This window comes from Fictibacillus sp. 23RED33 (genome assembly GCF_015903925.1).
GTDB classification, from domain to species: domain Bacteria; phylum Bacillota; class Bacilli; order Bacillales; family Fictibacillaceae; genus Fictibacillus; species Fictibacillus phosphorivorans.
This window is the reverse complement of sequence record NZ_JACZDX010000006.1, coordinates 111,508-132,314: the sequence shown is the minus strand read 5'-3', so window position 1 is coordinate 132,314 and position 20,807 is coordinate 111,508. Positions and strand designations below refer to the sequence as shown.

Here is a 20,807-nt window from a genome sequence, read left to right as displayed (position 1 = left end):
GTGATGAAATGGACAAGAAAGCATCCAATGAGATTACAAGAGGAAAAACGATTGCTTTTCGTATCCCCTCTGACACCCCAGATCACGTCATCAAGCAGCTTCAAAAGCTGAAAGAGACGGAGAGGCGCAATTTTTCGAGCAAGATCTCAGAGTATGTTCTTCAAGGTGTTGGACAAGACATCCAAAGAGATCGAGAGACGATTACAATACCGTTGCCGAAAAATTTAAGTAAGATGCAGCGTGATTGGTTGAAGCATGAGCATTCAGAGGCCTTGTTAGGTAATATTTTGTATCAGCTCATTTCCAATCCTGTAAGAACAGCATCTTTACTGGCGGCTTTAAACAGCAACTCAACCGATATAGACCAGGCCTTATATCTGCAGGAAGATGTAGAGCGTGAAGAGGATTCATTGGAGCAGTATGAAAATCCACTTGAAACCGAACACTCAACTGATGATTTTGACGATGATGACCTTAGTCAATTCGATTGGAACAGTGCAAAGCGAGATGAGCCTGAAGAAAAAGAAGAAACACAAAGTCCTGAGCAGGAAATGGAAGATCTGCTAGGGGATTTCCTTGCACATATGAATAAGTAACTAGAGAGCGCAGCTGAATCCTCAGCTGCGTTTTTTTATGATGATGAGCTTTTAGTAGTTATTCGGGGTATGTGAGAAGAATAGAGAGTGCGTAATTTGTCGAGGATTGTAAACTTGCGGATAAACGACTAAAACTTTTGGATTGAGCGACTAATCTCGTGGATAAACAGCCGAAATTTCTGGATTGGGTCGCTAAACTTCTGGATTGAAATAAAATAATACCCATCTAGGTATATGAAACGATCAGTTTCGGTACACGAAACAGTAACTATTTTGATTTTAAAGGAGTAGAACTTTTATAAAATATCAGTTTGCTTCCAACACAGGTAGGGAAAGGTCTCTTTGTGATGTGAAAATACATAAAGAGAGGATTAGTTATATGAGCGATCAGAATAAAGTGAACGGCAACAGCAAGAACGAACAGCTGGAACAGTATCGTGCAGATGACAAAGGCAAAAAATTAACGACCAATCAAGGGTTAAAAGTTGCTGAAGACGAGTTCTCGCTAAAAGCGGGAGAACGTGGTCCAACACTTATGGAAGATTTTCATTTTCGGGAAAAAATGACTCACTTTGACCATGAAAGAATTCCAGAGCGTATCGTACATGCTCGTGGGTTCGCGGCTCATGGTGAGTTTGAATTATATGAGTCTTTAGGAGAATTTACAAAAGCGGATTTCTTAAATGACACCTCTAAAAAAACACCAACGTTCGTACGTTTTTCGACCGTAGCTGGTTCACGTGGATCTGCTGAAACGGTGCGTGACGCGCGCGGTTTTGCAACAAAGTTTTATACAGAAGAAGGAAACTACGATCTTGTTGGAAACAATATTCCGGTATTCTTCATTCAAGATGCGATCAAGTTCCCCGATCTGGTTCATGCGTTAAAACCTGAACCTCATAACGAGATGCCGCAAGCAGCAAGCGCGCATGATACGTTTTGGGACTTTGTAGCCAACAACCAAGAATCAGCTCATATGGTAATGTGGGCAATGTCAGACCGAGCGATTCCACGAAGCTTTCGTATGATGGAAGGGTTCGGCGTTCATACGTTCAGACTTGTGAACGACGAAGGAAAAGCACATTTCGTGAAGTTTCACTGGAAGCCAGTCTTAGGAACACATTCACTCGTGTGGGATGAGGCGCAAAAGATTTCCGGGAAAGATCCGGATTTTCACCGCAGAGACCTTTGGGAATCCATTGAAAATGGGGATTACCCTGAGTATGAACTAGGACTTCAAATCATTGCAGAAGAAGATGAATTTAACTTTGATTTTGATATCTTAGATCCGACGAAATTGTGGCCAGAAGAAGATGTGCCGGTAAAACTTGTCGGCAAGATGACGTTAAACCGTAACGTGGATAACGTGTTTGCCGAAACGGAGCAGGTCGCTTTTCATCCTGGTCATGTTGTACCGGGAATCGATTTTTCAAACGATCCTCTTCTACAAGGACGCTTATTCTCCTATACAGATACACAACTGTCTCGTCTTGGAGGACCGAACTTCCACGAGCTTCCGATCAATCGACCTGTTTGTCCGTTTCATAACAATCAGCGTGATGGAATATCACGACAGACGATCAACAGAGGGCAAGTGAGCTATCATAAGAATTCACTTGCAGCGAACACACCTTCACCTACTCCAGAAGAAGAAGGCGGATATGTTCATTACCAAGAGAAAGTGGACGGAAGAAAGATCAGAGGCCGAAGCGAGAGCTTTAAAGATCACTTCTCTCAAGCCACTCTTTTCTGGAACAGTATGAGCGAGCCGGAAAAACAGCATCTAAAGAATGCTTTTAGCTTTGAACTCGGTAAAGTGAAGAGTAAATCCGTTCAACAGCAAGTCGTTGATATGTTTGCAAACGTGAGCTTGGAGCTTGCGACTGCTTTTGCCGAAGCGATTGATGCTGTACCTCCTCAAGGAGAAGAATCTTCCGTAACGAAGTCTTCACCTGCTCTAAGCCAGCTGAATACGGTTAAAAGCCCAAAAACAAGAAAAGTAGGGGTCATTGTTGGGTCAACTGTGAGTGGTGAAGTAGCAGAAATCCTGCAATCTTTAAAGAGCAGTGGTATTCAAGGTGAATGTATCAGTGATAAGTTAGGAAAACGAACGGCGGATGATGGGTCTGAGCTAGAGGTCATGCATACGTTCTTAACGGCGACTTCCGTTACCTTTGATGCTATTTATGTGGTAGGTGGAAGTGATGGTGCTACGTTTAAGAAAAATGCCTTGCACTTCGTTAATGAAGCCTTCGCGCATTTTAAACCGATTGGTGGTACTCATGAAGGTCTTCAGTGGCTAAAAGAAGCAGAACTAGCTGGAGAACCGGGTGTTGTAAGTGGTGAAGGAAAAGATGAGTTTGTAAAAAACTTTACTGAAGCTATTTCCGTACATCGTCATTGGAATCGCCAAGTATAAGGTTTTAAAGAACAGTGGGCAAAGTGTTCACTGTTCTTTTTTAATGTTCTAAGAATGAAAAAATGGCAACGATACAAACTACATATGAATCGAACATGAAGGAGAGTTCATATGTATAAAAAAATGCTAAGTATGATTATGGTGCTTGCAATAACGGTTCCTATTTTTACAACACCATTAACAGCAGAAGCCAAATCAAAGCAAAGAGTTCAAGGACCGTGTTATAGCCAGAACGCGATTGATTTGTATTCTTTGCAAAGAAGGCTGTGGAAAGACCATGTTTATTGGACGAGATCCTACATTGTTAGCGCGACTGAAGGAGCTAAGGATCAAGACGCTGTATTAAAGAGACTGTTGCAGAATCAAACCGATATCGGTAACTCCATCAAGCCCTATTACGGAGATAAAGCCGGGAACGAACTCGGGAAATTATTAACAGAGCATATTGTCATCGCGGGGCAGTTAGTAGATGCAGTGAAAAAAGGCGATACGGCGAAAGCGGCGAAAATCAATAAAGATTGGTATCGAAACGCTGATGATATCGCTAAATTCATGAGTAAAGCGAATCCAAACTGGTCAGAACAACAAGTAAAAGAAATGCTATACACACATCTGAAATATGTGACAGACGAAGCTGCAGCAAGGCTTAAAAAAGATTATGCTGGCGAGATCGTGATCTTTGATAAGAACAAAAATCATATGGTGATGTTTGCCGATGAAATAACGAATGGCATCATGAAGCAGTTTCCAGACTCATTTAGAACGTCATAAGAAAAAGCCTCTCGAGATTGAGAGGCTTTTCGCTATTTATCCTTGTTTTTGTCCTTTTTATTGATCTCTTTTTGATCAATAGTACCTTGATTGAACGTATCGTTGATCTGCTCGTGAACGGTTTCTAATTCCTTATCTGTTTTTGATTTGTTTTTCTTGTCGAGTTCAAAGTTTTTCTCTGCGATGTCCTCGGATTGCTTTTGTTTATCTGTCTTGTCGCTCATGAATGAATACCTCCTATTTTAGAAAAAGGGTCTACTTATCCTTTTCCCCCTCAGTTTTCCCTGAAACATGCTGAATTAAAATAAGCCTTATCCAATGAGGGATAAGGCTTGACGAGGCTGCTTAAGCGTATATTTTAGTCCTTGAAAGTGGTTGATTTCCGCTCCAGGTTGCACGCTTTCCACGGGGCGAACGGTGAGCCTCCTGTCTAGTTGCAGTGACTAGCCCCTCGAGGTCAAAAGGTAAACGGTCAAGAAGGCAAAGTGCGCCTTCCAAGCCCATTTCCCTTTTGCTTGTCGGGGCTGAACGAGTCACTTCCACTTTTCGGACTGCCGCGTTGCGCCATTAGGAGTCTCCACCTGACCGCTCGTCCCGTAGGAGTCGGCAACCTTATGCTACAATCAACTTGCAAAAGATTAGAAAAAACATTTATAAGCTACTGACTTTTAGCAGTAACCTATTAAAAGAAATCAAGGAAAGCTGCGGGCTTGTTTGTAATAATTTTTTCAAAACATTCAACGTCTTCTTGTTTTCCTTTGATTTTGCCGCATGAAAATAAAAACTGAGGCTTTTGTGAGCCTAAAAGAGCTGCTGCTAACGTTTGTACATCCATAACTAATGCTTCTGCTCCCGTTTTTGAATCTCTTGTAACACCATCTTCATCGATAGTGAACGTACCGTTGTTCCATTCAGCTTTTTCATCCGTTATGGATAGAGTGAGTCTACCTTCCATGTTTTTAAACGGATATTGCTTTAAAAAGCTTTCAACATCTACAATTCGTGCCATGAAGTATGGATAGTGCTCTTGGTGAATCCGTGGATTGTTCAGTAAAAACGGAAGCTGATCATCCGATGGCGCTACTATCTTTACCTTGTCCACCATCGAATCATGCTGACAGATAAAATTCCATAAAGCTCGACGCGCATCATCGTTTACATAGATAAACTCTTGAACATCAAGCAATTTATCTGCTACCTTGCAGCATAAATATCCCTTTGGTACTCCGTTTTCATCCTTATACAGGATACGGTTGTAGCCTTCTGTGAACACATGATTGTTCCACCAATAGTCTGAGCGCACAAGCAGATGATTGTATGAATGGAACCATCCTTCATAAACCGTATTCAGTAATTCATTTCCGTCTTCTTCAGATAACCTGGAAATCGTTCCAGAAACATCTTCATAACGGACGAGATCGCTCTTATTTAGTGTATATTTGTTCAATGAGGCAGTAAGCTCCCAGCCGAACCGACGATAGAATTGAATATTGAAAGGATGCAGAAAGCTGATACTTTGGCCATTTTCTTTCATCCTAATAAGCGCTTGTTGTAATAGGCGGGTGACTGACCCTTTTCTGCGATGCTCTGGCCATGTAGCTACACCTGCAATTCCACCCATTGAAAAGCGCTGGTTTTCAATAGAGATTTCTAGAGAATGAATGTGAAGTTTAGAAATAAGCTCTTCGTTTTCAAACTCTCCCCAAATTTCTTGTCTTTTCATCATTTCAAAACGTTTTGGCAGATCCTCTTTCTTTACGATGTACTGAAAAGCATATTGAGAAAGCTGTATGGATTTTTCAAATTCTGTTTCTGACAATACTCTACGTTCCATTTTGATGACCTCCCTTTCCTCCTTCATAGTACAAGTTAGATAAGAGGGTTGAAAAGAATTTCGATGAAAAAATTTTTGGTCATTGTTTTTAACACTAAGAGCATCAATAAATCGCAGTAAATAAAAATGTTAGTATGTATATAGAAGTGAAAAATAATGGATATTTATAAAAACTATCGAAATTATATTCATTTGGAGTTATAATTATAAACTGTTGTGCATAATCACAACGTTGAAGCGAGGATCAGCATGCGCATTCATAAATATATAAGTTTAACGGGTTTTTGTTCTAGAAGAGAGACGAATCGGCTATTGAAGAGTGGCCGGATTTCTATAAATGGTGAGATTGCAAATAAAGATAGTTTTGTACATGAGATGGATACTGTCCTTATTGATGGTAAAGTAATTCCTCAAAAAGCGTCAGCAATCTACCTCGCTTTTAACAAACCAGTTGGAGTCACGACCACATCAAATCCTGATATTGATGGAAACATTCTAGAATATATCGATATGTCGGAGCGTGTTTTTGCTGTTGGTAGGTTAGATAAAGCCTCCCAAGGTTTGATTCTATTAACGAATGATGGAGAGCTGGCAAATCGGATTTCACAATCTGATTATGGCCATGAGAAAGAATATGAAGTGACAGTCGATCAACCTGTTACCGAATTGTTTCTTCAAAAAATGGCTCAAGGTGTTCTCATCTTAAATGCTGTAACCAAACCTGCGAAAACAGAACTTGTAAGCAAGTTTGTTTTTAGAATCACGCTTACCCAAGGATTAAACAGGCAGATTCGACGTATGTGTAAAACGCTAGGATACGAAGTAGAGAAATTAGAGCGTATACGCATTATGAATATACACCTTCATGCATTGGAAACTGGGAAGTGGCGGTACTTAAGGGGTGACGAGCTTAGTGACCTAAAAAAAGGTTTAGAGATTTAGTGAAAAAGGAAAGAAACACTAGTATTTTATAATAAAACTAGCATTTCTTACAATATTGCGAAAATTGTAGAATCAACATATACTTGGAAATGGAAAGTGTATGAAAGCGCTTTACATCGTAGGAAGAGAGGCATAAGATTATGGGTTTACCAAAACAACAGATTGATGATCAAATGAAACAAACAAGTTCTAGTCGATTAATGAAATTTATAGTACCATCACTGGTTGGAATATTTTTATTTATGATTCCTATCTCATATGATGGGGAAATTACCATTCCTGTAGCGATTTTAGCAGGGATGTTGCAGGATGGAATAGGTCCACATATTCCGAAGATCATGACGGCTATCATAGCGATTACGGTCATTGGATCTTTAGGAACATTCTTGTTTAAGCCTAAAGCAATCGTAAATAAACCGTTTTTAAATACATTGTTCAATGTGAATATCGTATGGCAATTGATTCGTTTAGTAGGATTGATTTTTGCTGTGATGACGTTGTTCAAGCTTGGGCCGGAAGCGGTATGGTCCGAAAATACAGGGCAGCTTCTGCTTTTTGATTTGATTCCTGTATTGTTTTCTGTGTTCTTATTTGCAGGACTGTTCTTACCTTTGTTATTCAACTTCGGCTTGTTAGAGCTTTGTGGAGCTATGCTCGTTAAGGTGATGCGTCCCGTTTTCAAACTGCCTGGGCGATCTTCAATCGATTGCTTAGCATCATGGCTTGGGGATGGAACGATCGGTGTTCTATTAACGAACAAACAGTATGAAGAGGGATATTATACGAAGCGTGAGGCAGCAGTAATCGGTACAACATTTTCTGTCGTATCTATTACATTCGCGATTGTTGTTCTTGCTCAAGTAGATTTGGCTCATATGATTGTTCCGTATTATTTAACGGTCGTTTTAGCAGGGTTAGTTTGTGCGATTATTATCCCACGCATCCCGCCTTTGTCCAGAAAGCCTGATACGTATTATGAGGGCGCAAAAGAAAACGTGGCAGATGAAGTGATTCCTGAAGGTCAGACACCTTTTCGATTTGGTCTTAAAAAGGCGGTTGAACGCGCTGATCAAAATAAAAAAGCTGCACCGTTAGTGAAAGAAGGAATTCAAAACGTACTTGATATGTGGATGGGCGTTGTACCGATCGTAATGGCAATCGGAACATCTGCATTGATGGTCGCAGAGTTCACACCTTTCTTCACGTACCTTGGAGCACCTTTTGTACCAATCTTAGAGTTGCTGCAAGTTCCTTATGCATCAGATGCAGCACAGACAATTGTAATCGGATTTGCGGATATGTTCCTTCCTTCTATCATTGGAGCAGGTATTGAAAGTGAGTTGACTCGATTCGTAATCGCGGCAATGTCAGTTATTCAATTGATCTATATGTCTGAAGTTGGCGGTCTGCTATTAGCTTCTAAGATTCCTGTTAACTTTAAAGAACTAGTTATCATCTTTTTCTTACGTACTTTCATCTCACTTCCGATTGTTGTGGGAATGGCACATCTTATGTTTTAAAAAAAAAGCTGCTCAGAGGAATGTTCCTCTAAGCAGCTATTTTTGTGTGTTATAGAAGCTCTTGTATATGTTTTTCAATCGTTTCAGGCTTGTCCGTTGGGGCAAAGCGCTTAACAACTTGTCCGTTTCGGTCTACTAAAAATTTTGTGAAGTTCCATTTGATCGCTTTAGACCCCAAGATTCCTGGTGCTTCGGCAGCTAAGTATTTAAATAGGGGATGCGCTCCATCACCGTTTACGTCTACTTTTGCGAACATCGGAAAGTTAACGCCATAGTTCAACTCGCAGAACTCCATGATCTCATCACTTGATCCTGGTTCTTGAGCTCCGAATTGGTTACATGGAAATCCAAGCACGGATAATCCTTGTTCTTTATGGCTTTCGTAAATGGATTGAAGACCTTTGTACTGAGGGGTAAAACCGCATTTACTTGCTGTATTTACAATTAAGAGCACATCGCCTTTGTAAGTGTCTAGGTTTGTTTCCTCGCCTTTGATCGTTTCAACTGAAAAATCGTATACAGACATTTTCTCAAGCTCCTTATTTTTGTATTTTTTTTAGTGTAACGGTAAATGGTACGGCTTTCACTAAAAATGCTCGAAGTGGTAAAATAAGGAGCTGGCTTAAAAGGGGGAAGATAAAAATGGACGCAGTGTTTCATGTGGAACATCAAGTTTTTAATTATCGTGTGGCTGCCGTAATGATTAAAGAAGGTCGAGTCCTCATGCATCGAGCAAAAACGGAGACAAACTGGTCATTGCCAGGTGGACGGGTGAAGCTTGGAGAAGATGCGCAGACAAGTTTGCAGCGTGAGATGAGAGAAGAACTGGATTTGAACGTGACGGTTGATGGTTTCTTATGGACAGTTGAAAACTTTTTTACATATGCAGAAAAAGAGATACACGAGGTTGGATTATATTTTAAGATCACAGCTGAAAACCCGTTGCCACTTCATGATGGTGAAGAATTTACCGTGTTAGAAGCAGATCGGCTTGTTTTTAAATGGGTATCATTAGAGGATTTGAATGAGTATGTGCTGCATCCCCAAGTGGTGAAGCAAAAGCTGATAGAAGGTTCTTTTGAGCCGGATTATTTCTTAGTAGACCAATCATAACGAGTAATAATGCAAACTCAACAGGTACGAGAATAATGAAAAAGGTAAGTAGCGAGGTTAACGAGTGTTTAGCTGTTTTGCTGCTTACCTTTCTTTATTACGCCTGTTTAATCAGATTCTTCTTCACTGCTGTTATTGTTGTAAGCCAATCCACAAGAGCAACGACAATCACCGAATAAGAGATGATAAGCAGCAGGGAACTCTTGATTGACTAACTGTACGCCACGTGCAAACTCTTTTACATCCGTTGGTACGCGGGAGAGCGCGTCAGCTTTCTTTTGAGAATCGATATAAGCTCCAGGTGGGACAAAACGATTCTTTCGAATACGCACTCCGTTCGTCACTACGGCATTGTAGGAAATAAAGCTCCCTTTCTCCACAGTAGCGTTATAAACGATCGCCTTAAAGCCTACGAATACTTTTTCTCCGATAAAACAAGGCCCGTGAACGAGAGCGCCGTGTGCGACAGAGACTTCATTGTCGATGTAGATGGAATACTTTCTGCCATCAACTCTGACGAATTGATTCGTTAATCCATGAAGAATGACGCCATCCTGAAGGTTGGTATTAGAGCCGATATAAAATGGCGTTCCTTCATCTGCCCGAATACTCACGAGTGGTGCGACATATACGTTCTCTTGTATTCTTACATCACCGATTACGCTAGTAAATGGACTTAAAAATGAACTTTGATCAATGGTTGGTGCGATCTGAATTGGATTAAATGTCGTCTTAGGATTAGGGCTAACAAACGGTTGAAAGCCATCTCCGCAATCATTATGTTTCAAAACTACCCACCCCTTACATTTTATCTTCTCAGCGTATGCAGAGAAGAAAGAAGTGGAAACCCGTCTAATCAATTGTACTCGTCCTATGTGATGTTACCGCGCAAATAATAGTCTGTGTCCACCCCACTTGTACAAAGTGGGGTTTTTGTATTTGTATGGGGTCAGACCCCACTACGCCTTGAGGCTTATGTAAAGATACAGCTACGGCCAGTTTTGAGAAAATGCTGAGGGAGGTAAGCTAAAGATACGAAAGGAGGAAGCCAATATGAAAAAATTAGGCTTGCTTGTAGTTGGAGGAATTGCAGCAATCGTTTTGATCGCAAATCTTGGCCCGATGGTAGGTCTTGCAATCGGTCTGGCAGTCATGTATTACGCATTTAAGAAGGCGATGGCTGCAAACAATGGAGGAAAGAAATTTTGGTGGGGTGCTCTATCGGTCGTAGGACTTTGTGTGTCCGTTAGCAATCTGCCTGCGATATTAGGTGCTGTCGCGATCTATGTTCTCTACGTGGTTTATAAGAAATGGAATCAATCAGCATCGGTAGAAGAGAACGACAGTAATGACCCTTTCACCAATTTTGAAAGAGAATGGGCAAAACTTAAAAATAGCTAAAAACAAACGCTAAAAAGGAGCGAATCATTATGAATTTATTTGAACGCATCAAAAACTCAATCTCGGCAGATGTACATGAGCTTTTAGATCAAAAAGAGGAAAAAAATCCGTTATCTCTTCTGAACCAATATTTAAGACAATGTGAGTTAGAAGTCAATAAAGCACGTAAGTTAGTCGAGCGTCAGCAGCTGTTAAAAGACCAGTTCGTACGCGAGATGGAAGAAGCAGAGGCAAAAGCAGCGAAGCGTGCTCATCAAGCTGAAATCGCTCAACAAGCGAACGAACAAGAGCTGTATCAGTTCGCACTTCAAGAAAAAGAACAGCATGCGCTACGAGCAGCCCACTTAAAAGAATCTACGCTGCAAGCAGAAAAAGATCTTGTAGAGCTCGAGCAAAAATATGAGCAGATGAAACATAAGCTCAAAGATATGCAGATCAAACGTATGGAATTGATGGGTCGTGAAAATGTAGCACGCGCTCACCAGAAGATGGACCGTGTGATCGATCCGTCTCACTCCATAAAAAAATCGGCATTCCGTTTTGATGAGCTTGAAAGCTATATGGATCGTCTTGAGCAGAAAGTAAACGCTGATTATCATGCCAGCTCGATGGAAGCGAAGCTAGCGAAACTTGAAAAAGATTGGAAAAAGGAAGAATCATCTACTACCGTTTAAGACAGTATGTGATACGATAAAATAAGATACAAGGCGCAAATTGCTGCGCCTTTTACCTCGTTTATGACAGAAAGTGAGTGAGTGCAGATGCTGAATCGGAAAAGAAGTGATTTCATAAGTTGGGGGCTTTTACTAGCGGTTGTTTTGGTGTTATTAGAAGCTACCTTAAACGGAGGAGGAATCTTATTTTCTCTCTTGTTTAGTGCTGCACTCCTGTTTTTTGGACGAAAACGAATGCCGAGGCGCTCCGGTAAAATTATGTTCTGGCTCGGTGTTTTCATCGCTGTCATGAACGTATTAAGCATGTTCACCTTTAAGCTCTTACTAGTAGCGTTCGTTATTTATGTGATTTATGAATTTTATCAATCTAAACAAAATCCTGTTTTCGTTACGCCTCAGTTCGAACAGGTTCCGACTATGACACAAGATGATGTATACAAAAAAGAAACGCTATTAAAAAACATCCTTTTAGGCACTCAGCAAACCCCAGAGCATGTGTATGAATGGAACGATATTAACATCCAGTGTGGCCCTGGTGATACGATCATTGACTTGAATCAAACGATTTTACCTGATGGGGAATCGGTTATTCTGGTTCGCGGTACGATCGGAAATATTACGATCTATGTTCCTTATGAGATGGAGGCCGCTGTCAGCCATTCTATGATTATGGGGAATTCAAGGATTTTTGACCGAAGTGAATCTAAGCTTTTCAACCAGACGCTCTTTTATCGAACGAAAGGGTATGGAGAGGCGAATAAAAAAATAAAAATCGTGACAAGTATGTTTGCCGGAAGTCTGGAGGTGAAACGGGTATGAGTACTGTTTTACGCCATATGTTCTCCGGTATCGTAGCTGCATTTGCTGTAGCGATCGTGCTAGGGTCTATCGTTTACACGATATTTCCGATCGATAACTGGGATTTTTTATTACAGAAACACTTGCTTGATATCCCTGTTGCTTTCGTCTTGCCTTTTTTAGTATTCATCATGGGCGCGTTCTTTGGTTTGAATTCGGGCATCACATCTCGTAAACAATTAAACTCCATCAATCGTACACTGAAATCGATTGAAGACGGTAGGCAAGTAGACATGAAAGAAGTGAGCAGTCTTGAGTTGCGAACGATAGCGAAGCGGATGGAAGGCATTCAAAAGCAGCTAGGGGAAAAGATTCGTCAGTCCCAAAAGATGGCTACCGAAAAAGCGGTCGATCAAGAGAAGCGAATACAGGAGATTATTTCCCAAGAAAGAAACCGTTTGGCGAGGGAACTTCATGACTCTGTTTCGCAGCAACTTTTTGCTGCTAGTATGATCATGTCTGCTGTAAATGAAACGCGCAGAGAAGAAGACACTCGTGAAACCAAACAGTTAAAACTTGTTGAAGAAACGATCCATCAGACACAGCTGGAGATGAGAGCACTTCTGCTGCACCTTCGTCCTGCTGCATTAAACGGAAAATCATTGCAGAAGGGAATGGAAGAGCTTTTACAGGAGCTTCTGCAAAAAGTGCCGATCGAACTGAAATGGAAGATTGAAACGATTCCTCTTGCTAAAGGAGTCGAAGATCACCTGTTTCGTATTCTTCAAGAATCGGTGTCTAACATCTTAAGGCACGCACAGGCCAATAAAGCTCAAATCTTACTGGTCCAAAGAGACGATCTGATTATCCTTCGCATTGAAGATGATGGTGTTGGCTTTAAGATGGATCAGGAAAAAACAGGTTCTTACGGTCTGCAGAACATGCATGAACGGGCAGCAGAAATTGGAGGAACACTTAAGATTGTGAGTTTGCCAGGCGAAGGAACGCGGCTTGAAGTGAAAGTACCTATTTTAAAAGCGGGAGATGACAGCAATGATCAAAGTATTATTAGTGGATGATCATGAGATGGTGCGTATCGGGGTTTCGGCTTACCTTTCTGCACAGCCTGATATCGAAGTAACGGCAGAAGCAGAGAACGGAAAAGTAGCGATTGAGAAGGCACTAGCGCTGAAACCGGATATCATCTTAATGGATCTTGTTATGGATGAGATGGACGGGATTGAAGCAACAAGAGAGATCACATCGGCATGGCCAGAAGCGAAAATCATTGTGGTAACAAGTTTTCTTGATGATGAAAAGGTATATCCGGCACTCGAGGCGGGGGCTTCTAGTTATATGTTAAAAACGTCAAAAGCGAGTGATATCGCTCAAGCTGTTCGCGATACGTATCATGGGAAATCCGTTCTTGAACCGGAAGTAACAGGGAAGATGATGAGCAAGATGCGGAAAAAACAGACGCGCGAGCCACATGAAGAGCTGACTGCGCGCGAGATGGAGATCCTTTTATTGATGACGAAAGGGAAGACGAACCAAGAGATTGCTGATGATCTGTTCATCGCATTAAAAACAGTCAAAGTACATGTGAGTAATATATTGAGCAAGCTGGATGTACAAGATCGTACGCAAGCTGTTATCTATGCGTTCAACCACTCACTCGTGTAACGCTTATTCTGCCTGCACAGAGATATGCTGAAAGGTTTTGAAATCAAAGAGACCTAGGTCTGTAAGCTTTATCTCTGGAATTACAGGAAGAGTTAAGAAGGATAGGGTCAGGAACGGATCAAAATCCCCGTTGAATCCAATCTCCTTTAATTTTTCTTTTAAGTGGATGATCTGTTGATTGACTTCTGTAAATGGTCTGTCTGACATCAACCCTGAGATCGGAAGCGGGACAGATGCGAGCACTGCTCCGTCCTTCACGATTACATAGCCACCTTGCATCTCGCGTATCGCCTCGATCGCGACCAACATATCCTCATCATTTGTTCCGGCAACGACTAGATTATGTGAATCATGTGCAACAGTTGAAGCAATCGCACCATTCTGGATAAGAAGTCCATTTACCACGCCTAGCCCAATGTTTTCAGTCTTATTGTGACGTTCGATCACAGCCATCTTCAATAAATCGTTCGTGATAGAGGGTATGAATTTTCCGTTTTCTGCCGTTGCCGCAAGAATTTTCTTCTTGGTAACAATTTGGTTCGGGATGATTTCAATCACATGGATGGGCTTATCATCGATTATAGGAATAGAAAGCTTTTCTGAATCTATCTTCGTCATGTTTACTGACTGTGTTAAAGAGGCTGGAGGCTGTGAGCTTTGAGACCACGACCCAACAATCTTTCCATCCTTAGCAACCCATTTTCCTCCTACAAAAACATCTGAAATGGCTATGGAATTCAAATTATCAAGCAAAAGAAAGTCTGCTTTATAACCTGGAGCGATAGCACCTTTTTCTTTTAAACCGTAACATTCAGCTGCGTTCAAGGTTGCGAGTTGGATTGCTTGAAGAGAATCCATACCTTCTTGAATTGCGAGCCTCACGTTATGATCTACGCTTCCTTCTGCTACCAAATCATCCAGGTGCTTATCATCTGTACAAAATAAAAAGCGACGAGCGTTATTTGGTGTTACAGCTTTTATGAGCGCTTTTAAATTTTTGGCTACAGATCCCTCACGTATTAACACGTTCATCCCTCGAGAAATCCGATCTAGTGCTTCATCCTTTGTTGTACATTCGTGGTCCGTCGTAATCAGTGAGGAGCGATAGACGTTGATGCCATTAGCGTCTAAACCTGCAGCGTGGCCATCGATCATTCCGTTTTGATCAGCTGTTGCAACGATTTTTTGCAGCATATCCTCATCTCCTCTAAAAACAGCAGGAAAATCCATCACTTCTGCTAAACCGAGAACACGGGGATGGGCTAAAAAGGGTTCTAGGTCAGATGCTTTTAAGACAGCTCCTGCATTCTCAAAAGGAGTAGCAGGAACAGATGAAGGTAACATCACTCTAACGTCCAGAGGAAGCCCTTCAGACTGATCCAGCATAAAAGAGATCCCATCAGCTCCAGAAACGTTGCCAATCTCATGAGGATCCGTTATGACCGTTGTAACACCATGGGCGAGCAGCACTTTGCTGAACTCTGCCGGCGTCACCATAGATGACTCGATGTGAACATGGCCGTCAATGAAGGCAGGGGATATAAATTTGCCCGTTGCATCAATGATTTCAAGTCCTTCGTACTCCCCAATACCGGCAATATAGCCATCAACGATCGCAACATCGCCTTCCATAACTCGAAGATTAAACACATCAATGATTTTTCCGTTTTTTATTACAACATCTGCTGGAATTCTTTTTGTACTAACATCAATTCGTTTTTTTAGAGCATCTATGTTCATGAAGTGAACTCCTTTAAAAAAAATCTATCAACTAGTATACGGATATCCAATGTATTCCATGTACAGAAAAAACGGTCCCGAGGAGGTGACCGTTTTTGTGTTAGGCATTCAATATGTCAATAACTCGTCCAACTTGACCGTCTTCAAGGCGTACTTTAATGCCGTGTGGATGTGTAGGTGAGTTCGTTAAGATATCTTTTACAATACCTTTAGTTTTCTTGCCAGAACGCTGATCTGCTTTTAAGATTACGTTCACAGGAAGACCAGGGGTGATATTTGCTCGCTTACGATGCATTAAACACCTGTTCTCCGTGCCTGGTTGTTTGCTTTTTTGGTTTGCTGGTTTTTTAGCTGGTTCGCCACTTTCACTGGCCCCTTGCTAAATGATCCGCCTGATTGCTGTGCTTTCTTTTCAGCTAAGCGCTGCTTCGCGATTTCTTGAAAGCTTAATTTCTTTTTCTCCTCAGCCATCTTAGTCACCTCTATTTTTTCTTTTTAAAATCTGCTTCTTTTAAATAACCTTCTGCTTCTGCATATGTTTCAAATGCAGCTTCTAGTGCATCATCTTCATCAAATATGAACCACATGCCATCTTCTCCTACGAGACGAATTTCCTCGTGGCTGTGGCTGTACCAGTGTTCTTCTTTACGTTCTTCTTCTTCATCAGAACGATCTTTCTTTGGCTGTTGCCAACCATGTTTTTTCGATAGAAACTCCATAGATTCTTGGATCAGAGCGATTAGTTCTTCTGCTTCGTAGTCACGGATGTTCACATAGCCTTTGTCGTTTTTTACGCTCTGTGGCAGGTGTCCGCCATAAACGAAGCCGTTTCCGTTCGGGTGAAGGTGGTACACGACGATTTTCTTGTCTTGTACACTTTCCTCGAAGTGGAAGTTCAAGCGGCCGAGGGATACCTCGTGCATGTCGAGCTCTGGGAAGTTTTCTTCGATTAAAGCAATTTTATCTTCAAATGAAAGCATGGTTTATACTCTCCGTTTCTTTGTTGTGATTGGTTGATTATATCATACTGAGAGGTGAAAACGAAAAGGTCTCAGGGGAAACTGTTAGGGGAAAAATGGTTATATGAATAAACAGGTTGTTTTGTAAGTAGTTGATCTCCGTTTCGGGTGCTTCGCTTTCCGCGGGGCAGGCGGTGAGCCCCTTGCCGCTTTGCGCCCTAAGGGTCTCACCTGACCGCTTGTCCCGCAGGAGTCTCGCACCCTACACTCCAATCAACTAGCAAAGGTGTCTAACAATCAAAAAACAAATTCAAGAGATGACTGTTTCAGTCACACGTATAAAATAAAAAACTGACAAGAAAAGGTTACCTAAGTAACTTTCTTGTCAGCTTCTTCTGCTTTATCTTGTTGTTGTTTGTTTTTGAATGGATTTTTCGAGTTCGAACCAGTAGTCTGCTAGGGTTTCCATGCCTTTGTCGAAGTTTTCGAGATGGAAGTGTTCGTTTGGTGCATGGAAGTTTTCTGTTGATAGTCCGAAGCCCATTAATACGACTGGGATGTTCAGCATTTGGTCGAACGTTGCTACGATTGGGATCGATCCGCCGCCTCGTGTAAACGCTGTTGGTACACCGTACACTTTTTCATAAGAACGTGCAGCCGCTTGGATAGCAGGGTGATCGAACGGCGTTACGTATGGAGCTCCTTTATCGAAAAGGGTAACTTTCACATCAATGCCAGCTGGCTTATGCTTTTCAATGTGTGCTTTTACTTTTTCAATGATCTCATCTGGCTCTTGGTTCGGTACGAGTCGGCAGCTGATCTTTGCGTGTGCTTTTGCAGGGATAACGGTCTTGATGCCTTCCCCTTGGAAGCCTCCCCATACGCCGTTTAACTCTAATGTTGGGCGTGCCCAAGTACGTTCGATGTGAGAGTAACCTTTTTCACCTGTTAGTTCTGTTACGCCAAGCTGATTCTTAAGCGCTTCTTCTGTTAGAGGAAGAGCACGGAACGCTTCTCTTTCTTCTTCTGTTAGTTCTTGGACATTATCATAAAAGCCATCTACTAAAATACGGCCGTTTTCATCACGGAATGATTGAAGAAGCTCGGTAATCGCGTGCAGCGGGTTCTGAACCGCTCCGCCATATAGACCGGAATGTAGATCACTATTTGGTCCCGTCACATCCACTTGCATCGCACACATGCCACGAAGGCCGTAGCAGATTGCTGGCTTTCCGCGGTCTAGCATGCCCGTATCTGAAATGACGATAACGTCTGCTGCTAGCAAGTCTTTATTTTCCTCAATGAACTTTGGAAGACTTGGACTGCCGATCTCTTCTTCACCTTCAATACAGAATTTGAAGTTAAGAGGCAGCGTACCTTCTGATTTTAGTATGGCCTGTAGTACTTTTACGTGCATGAACGTTTGACCTTTGTCGTCTGAAGCTCCGCGCGCGTACAGTTTGTTATCGCGGATGGTAGCTTCATAAGGAGGAGATTCCCATAGCTCGATCGGATCAACTGGTTGTACATCGTAATGGCCATAGACGAGTACGGTCGGTTTGCCTTCTGCTTTTAACCAGTCTCCATAAACAACAGGGTGCCCGTCTGTTTCATAGATTTTTACGTTGTCCATTCCGGCATTCGTCAGGCTATCTGCGATCCAGTCGGCCCCTTTTCGAACATCTTCTTTATGCTCAGGCAGTGCACTTACACTTGGAACAGCAAGCCAGTCTGTTAATTCTTTTAGATGCGTATCACGGTTTTCTTTTAAATAGTTTACGATTTTTTCAGTCATATCAAAATCCTCCTTATGTACGTTATGCTCTACTTCTTAGTTTAATGGAGTTCAGCTCGGAAATGAAATATTCTTTATCTTCTTTTTTCAGTATCTTTTGACCAGCTCGCTGTGCAAGATCGTAATATTCTTGCATACTTCTTTCATCATTTTTTACTGAATAAGCACGAGCAACAGCCTCATAAGCGAAAGCAAGGTCAAAATCGGTTATGTTGTGTTCTAAACAGAGTTCAAGAGATTGTTTCCCGTGGAACATTGCCGACTCGCTCATATTTAGAATGGCATACACTCTTGATAGCTGCCATTCGCCACGAGCAAAGTGGAGAGGTTCTCCGATTTGTCCCCAATGAAAGCGCGAGGCGTGGGCGGTATGTATCATTTCTAAGTCATCTTCCTTCGTGCGGTCTTTCTTTTCGATCAAGTCCCACGTTTTGTTGAAAGTATCTACAGCCTGTTTCCGATGCCATTCTTTAAGAGTTAACTTCTCCATCCATTTCACACACCTTATGTATTTGTGGTTTACTAAAGGTAAAGCTATCGGTATGAGTATTCTGTATAAATGAACATTTCCCTTTATAAAAGATAGAAAGAAGTGCATAGAGTATGGAGAAAAAAATAGGTTTTATCGGGTTTGGAAAGATGGCGCAGGCGATGGCGGGAGGTATGATCAGTTCAGGTTTGATCAGTCCTGATCAGATCATTGCGAGCATGCGAACGGAAAAGACAAGACTGTATGTCGAGAAACAATATGGTATTCACACGTTTTCTTCTAATAGTGACGTTGCAAAAGGAGCTGACGTGCTGTTTCTTGCGGTAGCGCCTTATTCTTATTTTGAAGTGATTAAAGAGGTAAAGGAATTTGTAAAATCTGATGCGATCATCGTAACGATTGCAGCTGGGATTACAACGGAAGACGTGGAGCACGCTTTCGGCAAACGAGTGAAAGTGGTACGAACGATGCCGAACACGCCATCACTTGTCGGAGCGGGTATGACGGCTGTTTCTGTTAATGATGAGATAACGGATGAGGAATTACAGACGGTAGAGAAGTTATTGGGGAGCTTCGGTAAAGTAGAGGTGATCGTAGAATCTCAGATGGATGCGATTCCTGCGATCAGCGGCTCTTCACCGGCTTACGTGTACATGATGATTGAAGCGATGGCAGACGGAGGCGTGGTACAAGGCTTGTCACGCGATCAATCCTATCGTTTAGCGGCACAAGCGGTTTTAGGAGCGGCGCAGATGGTGCTTGAAACAGGAAAGCATCCTGGCGAGTTAAAAGATCAAGTAACGTCTCCAGGTGGAGCAACGATTGCGGCCGTCGCAACACTCGAGCAAGAACGCTTTCGTGGTGCAGTATTAGCCGCGATGGAAAGCTGCACAGAAAAAGTAAAGAAATTGGGGAAAAAATAGATGGGCTTTAAGGAATTAGGTATTCATGATGAATTGATAGATATTTTGCTTCAAAACGGAATCGGTGAACCTACGCCTATTCAAAAGGAAACGATCCCTGTCATCTTAGAAGGTAAAGATGTTGTGGGACAAGCTCAAACGGGGACGGGGAAAACACTTGCTTTCGTGCTTCCTCTTCTGCAAAAAGTTGATGCTGAACGGGATGCGGTTCAAGGGTTGATCGTTGCCCCGACGCGCGAGCTTGCCATTCAGATCACTGCAGAAGTACGTAAACTTACAGAAGCTCTCGGTGAGATTAACGTGCTCGCTGTTTACGGTGGGCAGGACGTGATCGCTCAGATGCATAAGCTAGAGAGCAAGGTTCATGTGGTTGTCGCAACACCTGGAAGACTGCTCGATCATATTCGCCGAGAGACGATCGACTTATCTCATGTTTCAACGTTCGTACTAGATGAAGCGGATCAGATGCTTCATATCGGATTTTTAGATGATATTGAAGACATCATGTACGAGGTGCCTGAGGATCGTCAAACGTTACTTTTTTCCGCTACGATGCCTGATGAAGTGAAAAAGCTAGCTGAAACGTATACAAACGATCCTCAAGATATCCATGTGAAAACGAAACAGATTACATTAAAGGAAATCCGGCAGAGAATCGTGGAAACAACAGATCGAGGGAAGCAGAATGACCTCGTTCAAACAATCAGACTGTTACGTCCTTATCTAGCGATCATTTTTTGCCGAACGAAAAGAAGAGCAAGCAAGTTGAACGAAGCTCTGCAAAATATGGGATACAATTCTGATGAACTGCATGGTGATCTTTCTCAAGCGAAAAGAGAAGACGTGATGCGACGTTTCCGTGAAGGGGAGATTCAATACCTTGTGGCAACGGATGTGGCGGCACGCGGACTTGATGTTGATGGAGTCACGCACGTTTTTAATTATGACATCGCGCTAGATGCCGAAAGCTACATTCATCGAATTGGAAGAACGGGGCGTGCTGGTGGAAAAGGACTGGCGGTTACGTTCGTTGCGCAAAAAGACCGTCGTTTGCTGCAAATTATCGAGCGAGAGACGGATCAAAAGTTGAATGTTTTAAAACTTGAATATATGTAAGATTATATCTTTAGAAAGTGGGCTATCCTTTTG

General features: G+C 42.1%; 22 protein-coding genes and 1 pseudogene. 13 read left to right on the top strand and 10 right to left on the bottom strand.

Translation table 11 applies throughout. The features are described from left to right. The first annotated feature begins 8 nt into the window (after positions 1–8). From IHV09_RS17735 to IHV09_RS17725, 3 genes are all read left to right on the top strand, one after another. Positions 9–596 carry a hypothetical protein gene (locus tag IHV09_RS17735; RefSeq protein ID WP_197265102.1) on the top strand — a complete coding sequence of 196 codons (588 nt, stop codon included), beginning with the start codon at positions 9–11 and terminating at the stop codon, positions 594–596. 379 nt (positions 597–975) lie between these two features. Next, entirely contained in the window at positions 976–3,015 is a 2,040-nt protein-coding gene (locus IHV09_RS17730; protein ID WP_197265101.1) for a catalase, read from the top strand. Between the two features lie 111 nt (positions 3,016–3,126). Then, complete coding sequence (locus IHV09_RS17725) at positions 3,127–3,786, top strand: glycosyltransferase (RefSeq protein WP_197265100.1); 660 nt, start codon at positions 3,127–3,129, stop codon at positions 3,784–3,786. A 32-nt stretch (positions 3,787–3,818) separates the two neighbouring features. Here IHV09_RS17725 and IHV09_RS17720 read toward each other — a convergent pair whose 3' ends face one another. Together IHV09_RS17720 and IHV09_RS17715 are read right to left on the bottom strand one after the other, a co-directional pair. Beyond that, positions 3,819–4,010, bottom strand: a complete 192-nt coding sequence (locus tag IHV09_RS17720) for a YozQ family protein (protein WP_197190271.1) — start codon at positions 4,008–4,010, stop codon at positions 3,819–3,821. 458 nt (positions 4,011–4,468) lie between these two features. Next, on the bottom strand, positions 4,469–5,620 hold the full coding sequence (locus IHV09_RS17715) for a GNAT family N-acetyltransferase (protein WP_197265099.1): 1,152 nt from the start codon (positions 5,618–5,620) through the stop codon (positions 4,469–4,471). 249 nt (positions 5,621–5,869) lie between these two features. Here IHV09_RS17715 and IHV09_RS17710 point away from each other — a divergent pair, with 249 nt between their 5' ends. Together IHV09_RS17710 and IHV09_RS17705 are read left to right on the top strand one after the other, a co-directional pair. Continuing rightward, the gene (locus IHV09_RS17710; RefSeq protein ID WP_197265098.1) at positions 5,870–6,562 is read left to right on the top strand and encodes a pseudouridine synthase; all 693 of its coding nucleotides are present in this window, start codon (positions 5,870–5,872) and stop codon (positions 6,560–6,562) included. A 140-nt stretch (positions 6,563–6,702) separates the two neighbouring features. Continuing rightward, the gene (locus IHV09_RS17705) at positions 6,703–8,082 is read left to right on the top strand and encodes a YjiH family protein (protein ID WP_231618386.1); all 1,380 of its coding nucleotides are present in this window, start codon (positions 6,703–6,705) and stop codon (positions 8,080–8,082) included. A 49-nt stretch (positions 8,083–8,131) separates the two neighbouring features. Here the strand turns inward: IHV09_RS17705 and IHV09_RS17700 are convergent, their stop codons facing one another. Beyond that, entirely contained in the window at positions 8,132–8,608 is a 477-nt protein-coding gene (locus tag IHV09_RS17700; RefSeq protein ID WP_197132883.1) for a glutathione peroxidase, read from the bottom strand. Positions 8,609–8,724: 116 nt separating this feature from the next. On the opposite strand from IHV09_RS17700, the gene IHV09_RS17695 reads away from it, so the two are divergent. Beyond that, the gene (locus IHV09_RS17695; RefSeq protein ID WP_197132885.1) at positions 8,725–9,195 is read left to right on the top strand and encodes an NUDIX hydrolase; all 471 of its coding nucleotides are present in this window, start codon (positions 8,725–8,727) and stop codon (positions 9,193–9,195) included. Between the two features lie 107 nt (positions 9,196–9,302). Here IHV09_RS17695 and IHV09_RS17690 read toward each other — a convergent pair whose 3' ends face one another. Further along, entirely contained in the window at positions 9,303–9,983 is a 681-nt protein-coding gene (locus tag IHV09_RS17690) for a carbonate dehydratase (RefSeq protein WP_197265097.1), read from the bottom strand. Between the two features lie 265 nt (positions 9,984–10,248). Here IHV09_RS17690 and IHV09_RS17685 point away from each other — a divergent pair, with 265 nt between their 5' ends. The 5 genes from IHV09_RS17685 (at position 10,249) to IHV09_RS17665 (ending at position 13,751) form a co-directional block, all read left to right on the top strand. Next, positions 10,249–10,596, top strand: a complete 348-nt coding sequence (locus tag IHV09_RS17685; RefSeq protein WP_197265096.1) for a flagellar basal body rod protein — start codon at positions 10,249–10,251, stop codon at positions 10,594–10,596. Positions 10,597–10,625: 29 nt separating this feature from the next. Then, a complete protein-coding gene (locus IHV09_RS17680) occupies positions 10,626–11,270 on the top strand; it encodes a PspA/IM30 family protein (protein WP_231618385.1) in 645 nt (214 codons plus the stop codon). Positions 11,271–11,357: 87 nt separating this feature from the next. Then, positions 11,358–12,089 carry a cell wall-active antibiotics response protein LiaF gene (gene liaF, locus IHV09_RS17675; RefSeq protein ID WP_197132891.1) on the top strand — a complete coding sequence of 244 codons (732 nt, stop codon included), beginning with the start codon at positions 11,358–11,360 and terminating at the stop codon, positions 12,087–12,089. Next, positions 12,086–13,147, top strand: a complete 1,062-nt coding sequence (locus IHV09_RS17670; RefSeq protein WP_197190266.1) for a sensor histidine kinase — start codon at positions 12,086–12,088, stop codon at positions 13,145–13,147. The genes liaF and IHV09_RS17670 overlap by 4 nt, the downstream gene beginning before the upstream one ends. Beyond that, positions 13,122–13,751 (top strand): response regulator transcription factor, encoded by a 630-nt coding sequence (locus tag IHV09_RS17665; protein ID WP_197132895.1) that lies wholly within the window; start codon positions 13,122–13,124, stop codon positions 13,749–13,751. Before IHV09_RS17670 ends, IHV09_RS17665 begins: the two co-directional genes overlap by 26 nt. A gap of 3 nt (positions 13,752–13,754) precedes the next feature. Here the strand turns inward: IHV09_RS17665 and ade are convergent, their stop codons facing one another. From ade to IHV09_RS17635, 6 genes are all read right to left on the bottom strand, one after another. Continuing rightward, entirely contained in the window at positions 13,755–15,491 is a 1,737-nt protein-coding gene (gene ade, locus IHV09_RS17660) for an adenine deaminase (RefSeq protein ID WP_197265095.1), read from the bottom strand. Positions 15,492–15,591: 100 nt separating this feature from the next. Beyond that, positions 15,592–15,786 carry a YwbE family protein gene (locus tag IHV09_RS17655; protein WP_066399319.1) on the bottom strand — a complete coding sequence of 65 codons (195 nt, stop codon included), beginning with the start codon at positions 15,784–15,786 and terminating at the stop codon, positions 15,592–15,594. Beyond that, on the bottom strand, positions 15,786–15,962 hold the full coding sequence (locus tag IHV09_RS17650; protein WP_171005587.1) for a hypothetical protein: 177 nt from the start codon (positions 15,960–15,962) through the stop codon (positions 15,786–15,788). Before IHV09_RS17650 ends, IHV09_RS17655 begins: the two co-directional genes overlap by 1 nt. Before the next feature lie 11 nt (positions 15,963–15,973). Then, a complete protein-coding gene (locus IHV09_RS17645) occupies positions 15,974–16,471 on the bottom strand; it encodes a hypothetical protein (RefSeq protein WP_197190264.1) in 498 nt (165 codons plus the stop codon). 379 nt (positions 16,472–16,850) lie between these two features. After that, positions 16,851–18,245: a dipeptidase gene (locus IHV09_RS17640; RefSeq protein ID WP_197265094.1), complete on the bottom strand. Its 1,395-nt coding sequence runs from the start codon at positions 18,243–18,245 to the stop codon at positions 16,851–16,853. Positions 18,246–18,267: 22 nt separating this feature from the next. Then, positions 18,268–18,735, bottom strand: coding sequence for a hypothetical protein (locus tag IHV09_RS17635; protein ID WP_197265093.1), 468 nt, complete (start codon positions 18,733–18,735; stop codon positions 18,268–18,270). Between the two features lie 113 nt (positions 18,736–18,848). Between IHV09_RS17635 and proC the strand changes: the two genes are divergently transcribed. Next, positions 18,849–19,658 (top strand): pyrroline-5-carboxylate reductase, encoded by an 810-nt coding sequence (proC, locus tag IHV09_RS17630; protein WP_197265092.1) that lies wholly within the window; start codon positions 18,849–18,851, stop codon positions 19,656–19,658. Further along, positions 19,659–20,729 (top strand): annotated as a pseudogene (locus IHV09_RS17625) (DEAD/DEAH box helicase); the annotation flags it as partial. Positions 20,730–20,807: the final 78 nt, after the last annotated feature.